Below are 11,520 nucleotides of genomic sequence, written 5' to 3'. Positions count from 1 at the left end.
ATGAAAGTTTTAAAATTTGGAGGAACATCTGTTGCTAACGCAGAACGCTTTTTGCGAGTTGCAGAAATTATTGAAAATAATGCTAAACAAGAGCAAACCGCTACAGTTTTATCGGCACCTGCTAAAATTACCAACCATTTAGTAGCCATGGTTGAAAAAACGGTTGCTGGGCAAGATATCAAAAGTAACATTTATGATGCTGAAAAGATATTTGCAGATCTATTAGCAGGTCTTGCAAAAGCTCAACCTAATTTTGCTTATGAAGAGATGAAGCATTTTGCTCTTAATGAATTAAATCATGTTAAGCAATTACTTGAGGGTATCCGTTTACTCGGTCAATGTCCTGATAGTATCAATGCATCAATTATTTGTCGTGGAGAAAAGCTATCAATTGCTATTATGCAAGAACTTCTCAAAGCAAGAGGCCATACGATCACGGTAATAGATCCTGTTGCTATGCTTATTGCAGAAGGTGATTATTTAGAATCGACTGTTGATATACCTGAATCAACTCATCGAATTGCTGAAATGCACATTCCACAAGACAATTTTATTCTAATGCCTGGTTTTACTGCCGGTAATGAAAAAGGTGAATTAGTTGTGCTTGGACGAAATGGTTCTGATTATTCTGCAGCCGTATTAGCAGCTTGTTTAAGAGCAAATAGCTGTGAAATATGGACCGATGTTGATGGAGTTTATACTTGTGATCCCCGTATTGTACCAGATGCCAAATTACTAAAAACAATGTCTTATCAAGAGGCGATGGAACTTTCATATTTTGGAGCAAAAGTGCTTCATCCAAGAACTATTTTACCTATTGCCCAATTTCAGATTCCTTGTTTAATCAAAAATACAAATAATCCTGATGCGCCAGGCACATTAATTGGTGCTAATATTGTTGACTCAACCACACCTGTGAAAGGTATTACCAATTTAAATAACATGGCAATGATTAATGTTTCAGGTCCTGGATTAAAAGGTATGGTTGGTATGTCGGCACGTGTTTTTTCTGCGATGTCTTATGCTGGCATTTCAGTTGTACTTATTACTCAATCATCATCTGAATACAGCATTAGTTTTTGTGTGCCACAAACAGAACTTTATCGTGCAGAAGAAGCTTTAAGTGATGAATTTTTCTTAGAATTAAAAGATGGATTACTTGAACCGATCGAGGTGATTGAAAGGCTTGCTATTATCTCTGTAGTAGGTGATGGCATGCGTACCTTACGTGGTTTATCAGCTAATTTCTTTACAGCATTAGCCAGAGCTAATATTAATATTGTTGCTATAGCACAAGGTTCATCTGAACGCTCAATTTCAGTTGTAGTTGATAATGATGTTGCTGTAATGGGCGTTCGTGTTGCGCATCAGATGTTATTTGGTACTGATAAAATGCTTGATGTCTTTGTTATTGGTGTTGGTGGGGTTGGTGGTGCGCTTGTCGACCAAATCGGACGTCAACAGAAATGGCTTAAAAACAAACAGATTGATTTGCGAGTATGTGGTTTGTTTAATTCTAAACACAGCATAACCAATAGAGACGGTATTAATCTTAGTAATTGGCGTGATCAAATCAAACAGAGTGATACTAAATATTCATTGGATAGTATTATTGAGTTTGCTGAGTCTAATCGACTACTTAATCCGATTCTCGTTGATTGTACTTCTAGTAGCGAAGTGTCTGACAAATACGCTGATTTTTTAGCTAATGGCTTTCATGTCGTTACACCAAATAAAAAAGCAAATACCAGCTCAATGGCCTACTATTTACGCTTACGCCAAGAAGCTGCAAAAAGTAAGCGTAAATTCCAATATGATACCAATGTAGGGGCAGGGTTACCGGTAATTGAAAATCTTCAAAATCTACTTAATGCAGGTGATGAGTTAATCAAGTTTTCGGGAATTCTATCTGGATCGCTTTCTTTTATATTTGGTAAACTTGATGAAGGCATGTCACTGTCTGAAGCAACTAAATTGGCTAAAGAGAAAGGTTTTACTGAACCTGATCCTCGAGACGATCTATCTGGAACCGATGTAGCTAGAAAGTTACTTATTTTAGCTAGAGAATCAGGTTTACAATTAGAATTGGATCAAATCAATGTCGAGTCCGTATTACCTCTTGAATATGCACAAGGTAGCATTGATGATTTCATGGCTAAATTACCGCAGTTAGATGCACAGTTTAAAGCAAAATCTGAACAAGCAGCAAAAGAAGGTAAAGTTCTACGTTATGTGGGTAGCATAGAAAACCATCAATGCAGTGTTAGAATTGAAGCTGTCGATAGCGAAGATCCTCTTTATAAAGTCAAAAATGGCGAAAATGCCTTAGCTTTTTATACTCGTTATTATCAACCTATTCCTCTTGTATTACGTGGTTATGGTGCTGGTAATGATGTTACTGCAGCAGGTGTTTTTGCTGATATTTTACGTACAACATCAGGTAAAATTGGAGGTTAAATGAGTCATAAATCTTTAACTGTTTATGCGCCTGCATCAATGGCTAATATTAGTGTTGGTTTTGATATATTGGGCGCAGCAATTAGCCCGATTAGTGGTGCTATGCTTGGCGACTGTATTACAGTTAAATCTGCTAACGAATTTTCCCTTACTAGCAAAGGTCAATTTGTCAAAAAGCTACCACGTGATCCAAAATGTAATATTGTATTTCAATGTTGGCAGCGATTTTGTCAAGCAATGGGTAAAACTTTACCTGTTAGTATGACTCTTGAAAAAAATATGCCAATTGGCTCTGGTTTAGGTTCAAGTGCGTGCTCAGTAGTTGGTGCATTGGTTGCATTAAATGAGTTTTTTGATAAACCTTTTAATGAATTTGAAATGTTATCCATGATGGGAGAACTTGAAGGTCGTATTTCGGGCAGTGTGCATTATGATAATGTTGCGCCATGCTATTTAGGTGGGATGCAACTTATTCTTAATGAGATGGGTATTATTAGTGAGTCGATTCCGCATTTTGATGATTGGTATTGGGTGATGGCTTATCCAGGTATAAAGGTATCAACGGCTGAAGCACGTGCAATTTTACCTGCTCAATATCAAAGGTCTGATTGTGTAGCACATGGTCGCTATGTGGGGGGATTTTTGCATGCTTGTTATACCAAACAACCTAAGCTAGCTGCCACAATGCTTTTTGATAATATTGCTGAGCCTTATCGTAAACAATTATTACCTAATTTTGATGAAACTCAAAAACGGGTTAAGCAACTTGGTGCTTTGTCATCGGGTATTTCAGGTTCAGGGCCAACAATGTTTGTGATTGCAGATAAACTTGAAACAGCTCAGCAAATTGAATTATTACTTAAAAAATATTATTTGCAAAATGATGAAGGTTTTACTCATATTTGTAAAATTGATACTCAAGGAACAAGAGTTATTTAATGTTTACTATAAAAAGTAGAGTTAAATATAACAAAGATGCCAATTATTATTGAACAAGTTGATATTACGAAGAGTGAAATATTACAGCATAAAGATAACCGGAAAATATTATGAAATTATATAACTTAAAAGATCATTCCCAGCAAGTTAGCTTTGCACAAGCAGTTCAACAAGGATTAGGAAGAGGACAAGGTTTATTCTTTCCTCAACAATTACCTAAATTTTCATCATCCGAAATTGAGTCGTTATTAAAACTTGATTTCATTACACGAAGTGCCAAGATCTTATCTGCTTTTATTGGTGATGAGATTAGCAGTGATGATATGCATAGACTTGTTAAAAATGCATTTCAATTCCCTGCTCCAGTAACTTCTGTGGAAGCAGATATTGGTTCATTAGAACTATATCATGGACCAACATTAGCATTTAAAGATTTTGGTGGACGCTTTATGGCGCAAGCTTTAGTGCAAGTTGCTGCTGACAAAAAAATTACTATTTTGACTGCTACTTCTGGCGATACTGGTGCAGCTGTTGCTCATGCGTTTTATCATTTACCAAATATTCGCGTCGTGATTTTATACCCAGAAGGTAAAATTAGTCCATTACAAGAAAAGTTATTTTGTACTTTAGGTGATAATATACATACAATTGCTATTCAAAGTGACTTTGATGCGTGTCAAGCCTTAGTAAAAAAAGCATTTGATGATGAAGATTTGAAAAAAACAATAGGTTTAAACTCCGCTAACTCAATTAATATTAGCCGATTATTAGCACAAATCTGTTACTATTTTGAAGCTTTTGCACAACTCACATCAACCCAACGTGAACAGCTGGTTATTTCTGTGCCGAGTGGCAATTTTGGTGACTTAACAGCAGGTCTACTTGCGAAAACAATGGGATTACCTATTAAACGCTTTATTGCCGCAACGAATGCCAATGATACAGTACCTCGTTATTTAGAAACCGGTAAATGGGAACCTCACACAACCATTGCAACATTATCGAATGCAATGGATGTAAGCCAACCAAATAACTGGCCACGTATCGAAGAGATTTATAAGCGTGAGGGATGGGCTCTTAAATCACTCGGTCATGCTACTGTTTCGGATGAAGTTGCTAAGCAAACTGTTTGTGAACTTGATCAAAAAGGTTACTTATCTGAACCTCATGGTGCAATTGCTTATCGAGCACTGCGTGATCAGTTACAAGAGGGTGAATATGGACTATTTTTAGGTACGGCACATCCTGCTAAATTTAAAGAAGTGGTTGAAGATATTTTAGGTAAATCAGTTCCATTGCCTAAAGAGTTAGCAGAGCGAGCTGATATGACATTGCTTTCTCATTGTATGCCTGATGATTTTGCTAAATTAAGAGATTTTCTCATTAAATTAAATTGGTAAGTTTTTTATGCCACCAAATAGGTGGCTAATTTTTGAATGTTTGGTGAATCTTCATCATCATATATTTTAATACTATCAATGATAAAACTAACATTTAAGGTGAATAAACCATACCTATTTTTCTAGTATAATGATTAACGTCATAACAATTAGACCCTTGTTTAAATCAAAATTTTCAGATATTGTAATGATTATTTTGTTGCCATAAGGATACATTTATGCACTGTCCTTTTTGTAATGCAGATGATACAAAGGTGATTGATTCACGTCTTATTGGTGAAGGATTTCAAGTCCGTCGTAGACGGCAATGTGTTGAATGTAATGAAAGATTTACTACATTTGAAGTTGCTGAATTAATTATGCCTAATGTCATTAAAAGCAATAAAGTTCGCGAACCATTCAATGAAGATAAATTACGCAATGGTATGAAAAGGGCTCTTGAAAAACGTCCAGTGAGTTTTGATGCCATTGAAGATGCGATTACACGTATAAAATCCAAACTAAGAGCAACAGGTGAACGTGAAGTCCCAGCAAAATTAATTGGTGACTATGTGATTGAAGAACTTAAAAATCTAGATAAAATTGCTTATATTCGTTTTGCTTCGGTTTATTTTAGTTTTGATGATATCGAACAATTTAGTAATGAAATTGCTAAGTTACAACAAAAATAATCAACAATATGACTACAATTTGCAACAAAGATCACTTCTATATGCAACAAGCCATTGATTTGGCTAAGCTTGGTCGTTTTACAACAACACCAAATCCTAATGTTGGCTGTGTCATTGTTAAAGATGATCAAATAATTGGCAAAGGTTATCACCAAAAAGCTGGTGAGGCTCATGCCGAAGTTCATGCACTAAAAATGGCTGGTGCTGGTGCAATCGGCGCAACTGCTTATGTGACATTAGAGCCTTGTAGTCATTTTGGTCGAACACCTCCTTGTGCTGATGCGCTTATTAAAGCTGGTATCATTCGTGTAGTAATTGCGATGCAAGATCCTAACCCTAATGTTGCAGGTAATGGTATTAAACGCTTAAAAGAAGCAGGAATAGATGTCACCATTGGCGTTTTAACTGAGCAAGCAGAAGCTATTAATAAAAGCTTTTTAAAACTCATGCGAACAGGTTTGCCTTATGTTCAACTTAAACTAGCCGCCTCATTAGATGGTAAAATAGCCATGGCATCTGGTGAAAGCAAATGGATAACATCAAATAAGGCAAGAGAAGATGTGCAACAGTTCCGAGCTCAAGCAAGCTGTATTTTAAGTACTCGTGCGACTGTGCAAGCTGATAATGCAAGTTTAACAGTTAGATATAACGAATTACCTGATGAAATAAAAAAAATCTACCTACCAGAAAAAATCCGGCAACCTATTCGTGTAATTATTGACAGTCAAGATCAGCTAATAGGAACTGAAAATATTTTCAATCAGCCAGGTGAAACATGGGTAGTACGAAAAAAAGATAACCTTATTGCAAAACAAAATACCAAATTAATTATAGAATCATCTAGTTGTAAACAAATAGATTTATCTAAATTGTTTGCATTATTAGCCGAAAAACAAATAAATTCGGTTTGGGTTGAAGCTGGTGCTCATCTGGCTGGAGCTCTAATAGAACAAGATTTAGTGGATGAATTAATTATTTATTATGCACCAAAATTACTTGGTCATAATGCGTTAGATATGTGTATATTGCCAAATCTGCAAAAGCTTTCATTAGCACCACAATTTCAATTTGAATCGATTGCTATGGTGGGCGATGATCTTCGAATTATTTTAAAAAGAAAATTACTTGCAACTTTGTAAAGGGTTAATAACTTTTTTCAGTAACATTCAAAACTAAAAATTTAATAGTAAGTTAGCCAGTATGTATCAAATAACAAGATTCGCCACACTTGATATCGATCTTTTTTTTAATTTAGATGAGTATCGTATTATCGAAGACTTCGGTTATGCTGATATTTCAGGAATAGGAAAAGTCTGTGGTTATCAAATTCTCTTTTTTTATATTTCGGATAATGTTGAGGCATTATCAATTGATGAAGTTATAGACAACACTTTCTTATGTGATAAAGCAAATCAAATTTTAGATTTTCTTGGTTTTGACTTTAAAATTGGTCAACCGTTTGAGTTAACCAATCAGTTTAATCATAATTATAGATTTAAAGATTATATATATGAAGATCACATGCGTTATTATTATGTTTTTGATAACATTTTGATTACTCTAGGTATTAATTTGGAAGGAATTTTGGTTTCATTTGAAATGGTTAACAATCAATGTATTATCAATAATCTCCTTGAAACTTTTAAATCTTAGCTTCGTCTTCAAATTTTATTTAAAACATTACTACCATTTAACTATTTAAGGGATGGTTACACTTAACTTATCTAATTTTATTTTATTGGTAACAAATAAAAAAAGCGCCATTAATAGCGCTTTTGATTAAAAATTACTGTGCTTATTTTTTAAGTTCAGCGATTTTTTTACGAATATTGTTAGCACGATCTGTTGAAGATGGATGGCTACTTAAGATTGAAGCGTCACCGCCACCTAATTTATCAAATGCAGTTGCAAGACCTACTGGATTAATTTTTTTCTTAACTAAGAAATCGAAAGAATAGTTATCCGCATCTTGTTCTTGTTTTTGTGAAAATTGAGAATTAATCACTGCTGATGCTAACGCACCTAAGCTAGATTTTGATAAAGAAGCAATTTTTGCATTACCAGAAGCAGCTGCTGCATCACGTGCTATTTCAGTTGCATAAGCAACTTGTATTGCTTTTTTACTATGACCTAAAGCTACGTGACCTAATTCGTGACCTAAAACACCTTGAATTTCGTTATCAGTCATCATATCCATTAAACCACTATATACACGAACACAACCATTAGCCATTGCCCATGCGTTGACATCTTTTGTAATGTATACTTTATAGTTAATTGGTGTTCCGTTTAGATTATTACCAAGTGTTTTAGCGATTTTATTTAATCGTTTAGTATAAGCGCTTTTTGCTGGAGCAATTTTTGATTGAGCATCCATTTCAGCGCATGATTGTTGACTTAATGCTTTAACATCATTATCACTTAGAGTAGCAGCTTGCAAACTTTTCATGCCAAGACTAGTTAAGTCATCTGCGCTCATATTTTTACAACCAGCGAGTGACATTGCAGCAACTAAAGGTAGTGCAACTAACAATGTTTTTTGATGTTTATTCATACTCTTTTCCTTATATTAATATAAATGTCAAATGCCTAATTTCTTTAGACAATTGAAATTTTAACGTAACTTTTATAATAATCAACAAATAATTGCTTGATTAGACAATATCAGGGCTTTAGACTAATGCCTCATTTTTGAGGAACACGATTATGCAACTATCCGATTTTGATTTTTATCTTCCTAAAGAGCTAATTGCCAAACATCCTTCAAAAAACAGAAGTGCATGCCGACTTTTATCTCTTGATAGCCATACAGGTAAAGTTGAAGATAATGTATTTACTGATATTATCGATAAAATCAATCCGGGTGATTTACTTATTTTCAACAATACTAAAGTTATTCCTGCTCGCTTATATGGAAAAAAAGCTTCAGGTGGAAAAATTGAAATATTAATTGAAAGAATATTAGATAATAACCGAGCCCTAGCGCATATTAGAGCTTCAAAATCACCCAAAGCAGGTGCTGAACTAATATTAGGTGAAAATGACCCTATTAAGGTTACCATGCTAACACGCCACGATGCTTTATTTGAATTGCAATTTCCTGACGATGTGCTTAGTGTTTTAAATAAGATAGGTCATATTCCATTACCGCCATATATTGATCGCCCAGATAATGAACAAGATCGTGAAGTTTATCAAACAGTGTATAGTAAAGTACCAGGAGCTGTTGCTGCGCCCACGGCGGGTCTTCATTTCGATAAACCTTTATTAGAAAAACTAAAACAGAAAGGCGTTGAAATGGCATTTGTCACTCTACATGTTGGAGCAGGAACATTCCAACCAGTTAGGGTTGAAAACATTGAAACCCATATTATGCACTCTGAATATGCTGAAGTGCCAGAAACTGTTGTGGAAGCGGTGTTAGCATGTAAAGCACGAAACAAAAAAGTTATCGCTGTGGGAACAACTTCTGTTCGAGCTTTAGAAAGTGCAGCACAAAAAACAGGAAAAATAGCCCCTTTTTTTGCCGATACCCAAATTTTTATTTATCCGGGGTATCAATTTAAGGTCATTGATTCACTCATAACTAATTTTCATTTACCTGAATCAACTTTGATTATGCTTGTTTCTGCCTTTGCTGGTTACGAAAACACCATGAAAGCTTACCAACATGCTGTTAAAGAAAACTATCGATTTTTTAGTTATGGTGATGCTATGTTTATTACAGCGAAAAGTAATAAATATTAAAAAAATATCAAATAAATAGCCAATGTAATTTAGCTAGGTTCAAACTTTATTGGCAATATTAAGCTTATCTATATAAATACTTATTTATTGCCTAATTTATCTAAAATACGATCAATACGTTTTGTATTTGATGGATGCGATGTTTTTGTTTCTGAATGAATCGGCATTTTTTTTAACATAGTTACAAGCCCGATAGGGTTAATATTACTGCTCATTAATAATTCTAAGGCATAATGATCGGCTTCAAACTCATATTGTTGAGCAATCTCTTCTTTAATAAGAACTACTACCTCTTTATTAGTTATCCCAACATAAGGGGCTAGTTTAAATGATTTTATAGCATGCTTAAGCGCAATATGAGCTTGTTCATGAGCTAAAACTGCCTGTAATTCATTATCGTTTAATAATTTTATTAACCCACTGTTTATGCGAATACAACCATTAGCTGTTGCCCATGCATTAGGATCAGTATTTAAATAAACTTTGTAATTTACTTCAATATCATTAATCTTTTTAGGCAACGTTTGAGTTAGTTTTTCAAGTTTTTGGGTAAGCCAACTACTTTCATTAGCAATAACAGATCGCTTATCTGAGTCAGCACACGCTTGTGCTCCAATAGCCTCGATGTCTTGTTCAGATAAATGTTTAATTTTGTCTGATGTAATAATTAGCGCAACTTCATTATTGAAGTTTTGACAACCAACTAATAAACTAATTGAAAAACATAATATTAAAAATAAATTAATATGCTTCAAATGTCTTAAATCCTTTCAAATATTGTTTATTGATGCCTAGCACGATAAACTAACACCGAAAATTAATGATACGGTGACGTATTATAACAATAATTCGCGCCAAACTGTTTATTTGGTCGCAAGAGGTTAACAAAAAAATGAAATTTGAACTAGACAATACCGATGGGCTTGCTCGTCGAGGACGTATGAAATTCGATCGTCGTGGAGTTGAATATACCGTTGAAACACCAGCATTTATGCCTGTTGGTACTTATGGCACGGTAAAAGGTATGACCCCTGAAGAGGTTACTGCAACTGGAGCTCAAATATTACTAGGCAACACATTCCATTTATGGTTAAGGCCTGGACAAGAAATCATGCGAAAACATGGTGATTTACATGATTTTATGCAGTGGCATGGTCCAATTTTGACCGATTCGGGAGGGTTTCAAGTCTTTAGTTTAGGTGATATCCGCAAAATCAAAGAGGAAGGTGTCTATTTCCGTAATCCGATTAATGGTGATTCGATTTTCTTATCACCTGAGGTTTCAATGGAAATTCAATATGATCTTGGTTCTGATATTGTGATGATTTTTGATGAATGCGCCCCGTTTCCTGCTGATTGGGATTATGTCAAAAAATCAATGGAAATGTCTTTACGTTGGGCTAAACGTAGCCGAAAGCGTTTTGATGAATTAGGCAACAAAAATGCACTCTTTGGTATTGTGCAAGGCGGAATACATCAAGAATTACGTGATATCTCAATTAAAGGATTGACCGAAATAGGCTTTGATGGCTATGCTGTTGGTGGATTAGCTGTTGGAGAGCCTAAAGCTGATATGCATCGCATTTTGGAGGGTACTTGCCCACAATTACCAGCCGATAAACCTCGTTACCTAATGGGCGTGGGTAAACCTGAAGATTTAGTTGAAGGTGTACGTCGAGGTATTGATATGTTTGACTGTGTTATGCCAACCCGTAATGCACGTAATGGTCACTTATTTGTCACAAATGGTGTGATTAAAATTCGTAATGCAAAATATAAAGACGACACTACTCCGCTTGATCCTCATTGTGATTGTTATACTTGCAAAAATTATACTAAATCATATCTTCATCATTTAGATAAGTGTGGTGAGATTTTAGGTGCACGACTAAATACCATCCACAATTTACGTTATTATCAACGTTTAATGGCTGAAATTCGTGAAGCTGTTGCGAATAAACGTTACGAAAATTTTGTCATTGAATTTTATCAACGAATTGGTAAAACACCAGCACCTTTATCGAAATAAGGACATAGCAGATATAAATTTTTATCGTAGGTATTGACACTTTTTAGGAAGCGCAGTATTATGCGCTTCCAACGGCGAGTAGCGCAGCTTGGTAGCGCAACTGGTTTGGGACCAGTGGGTCGGAGGTTCGAATCCTCTCTCGCCGACCATTTTTCCTTTCAAAACCCTTTTTTAACATCATTAATACCTTAAAAAATAACATAATTACATTATTTAATAAAAATAAAAAATTAAAGCTAACTTATTATAAAATAAGTTATTTTTTATATTTTAGCAG

At 34.8% G+C, this 11,520-nt stretch carries 10 protein-coding genes and 1 tRNA gene; 9 read left to right on the top strand and 2 right to left on the bottom strand.

The window, feature by feature from the left end; translation table 11 throughout:
- The 6 genes from thrA to A9G44_RS02900 all read left to right on the top strand — a co-directional run bounded on the left by thrA (position 1) and on the right by A9G44_RS02900 (position 7,120).
- Positions 1 to 2,457 carry a bifunctional aspartate kinase/homoserine dehydrogenase I gene (gene thrA / locus A9G44_RS02925; protein WP_065609157.1) on the top strand — a complete coding sequence of 819 codons (2,457 nt, stop codon included), beginning with the start codon at positions 1 to 3 and terminating at the stop codon, positions 2,455 to 2,457.
- On the top strand, positions 2,458 to 3,396 hold the full coding sequence (gene thrB, locus A9G44_RS02920) for a homoserine kinase (protein WP_065609156.1): 939 nt from the start codon (positions 2,458 to 2,460) through the stop codon (positions 3,394 to 3,396).
- Positions 3,397 to 3,506: 110 nt separating this feature from the next.
- A complete protein-coding gene (gene thrC, locus A9G44_RS02915) occupies positions 3,507 to 4,796 on the top strand; it encodes a threonine synthase (RefSeq protein WP_065609155.1) in 1,290 nt (429 codons plus the stop codon).
- 218 nt (positions 4,797 to 5,014) lie between these two features.
- Positions 5,015 to 5,467, top strand: coding sequence for a transcriptional regulator NrdR (nrdR, locus tag A9G44_RS02910; RefSeq protein ID WP_034914085.1), 453 nt, complete (start codon positions 5,015 to 5,017; stop codon positions 5,465 to 5,467).
- Between the two features lie 8 nt (positions 5,468 to 5,475).
- Positions 5,476 to 6,606, top strand: coding sequence for a bifunctional diaminohydroxyphosphoribosylaminopyrimidine deaminase/5-amino-6-(5-phosphoribosylamino)uracil reductase RibD (gene ribD, locus A9G44_RS02905; RefSeq protein WP_065609154.1), 1,131 nt, complete (start codon positions 5,476 to 5,478; stop codon positions 6,604 to 6,606).
- Positions 6,607 to 6,667: 61 nt separating this feature from the next.
- Entirely contained in the window at positions 6,668 to 7,120 is a 453-nt protein-coding gene (locus tag A9G44_RS02900) for a hypothetical protein (RefSeq protein WP_065609153.1), read from the top strand.
- Positions 7,121 to 7,262: 142 nt separating this feature from the next.
- Here the strand turns inward: A9G44_RS02900 and A9G44_RS02895 are convergent, their stop codons facing one another.
- Complete coding sequence (locus A9G44_RS02895; RefSeq protein WP_034914078.1) at positions 7,263 to 8,021, bottom strand: M48 family metallopeptidase; 759 nt, start codon at positions 8,019 to 8,021, stop codon at positions 7,263 to 7,265.
- A 152-nt stretch (positions 8,022 to 8,173) separates the two neighbouring features.
- On the opposite strand from A9G44_RS02895, the gene queA reads away from it, so the two are divergent.
- Complete coding sequence (queA, locus tag A9G44_RS02890; protein ID WP_065609152.1) at positions 8,174 to 9,214, top strand: tRNA preQ1(34) S-adenosylmethionine ribosyltransferase-isomerase QueA; 1,041 nt, start codon at positions 8,174 to 8,176, stop codon at positions 9,212 to 9,214.
- Between the two features lie 80 nt (positions 9,215 to 9,294).
- Here queA and A9G44_RS02885 read toward each other — a convergent pair whose 3' ends face one another.
- Positions 9,295 to 9,969 (bottom strand): M48 family metalloprotease, encoded by a 675-nt coding sequence (locus A9G44_RS02885; protein ID WP_065609151.1) that lies wholly within the window; start codon positions 9,967 to 9,969, stop codon positions 9,295 to 9,297.
- A gap of 137 nt (positions 9,970 to 10,106) precedes the next feature.
- On the opposite strand from A9G44_RS02885, the gene tgt reads away from it, so the two are divergent.
- Positions 10,107 to 11,243, top strand: coding sequence for a tRNA guanosine(34) transglycosylase Tgt (gene tgt / locus A9G44_RS02880; protein WP_065589872.1), 1,137 nt, complete (start codon positions 10,107 to 10,109; stop codon positions 11,241 to 11,243).
- A gap of 72 nt (positions 11,244 to 11,315) precedes the next feature.
- A tRNA-Pro gene (locus A9G44_RS02875) sits at positions 11,316 to 11,392 on the top strand.
- The last annotated feature ends 128 nt before the right edge of the window (positions 11,393 to 11,520 follow it).

The organism is Gilliamella sp. Occ4-3, from assembly GCF_001690675.1.
Lineage (GTDB): Bacteria > Pseudomonadota > Gammaproteobacteria > Enterobacterales > Orbaceae > Gilliamella > Gilliamella bombi.
Note: the sequence above shows the minus strand (reverse complement) of the source record. Positions and strands in the feature narration are given on the sequence as shown.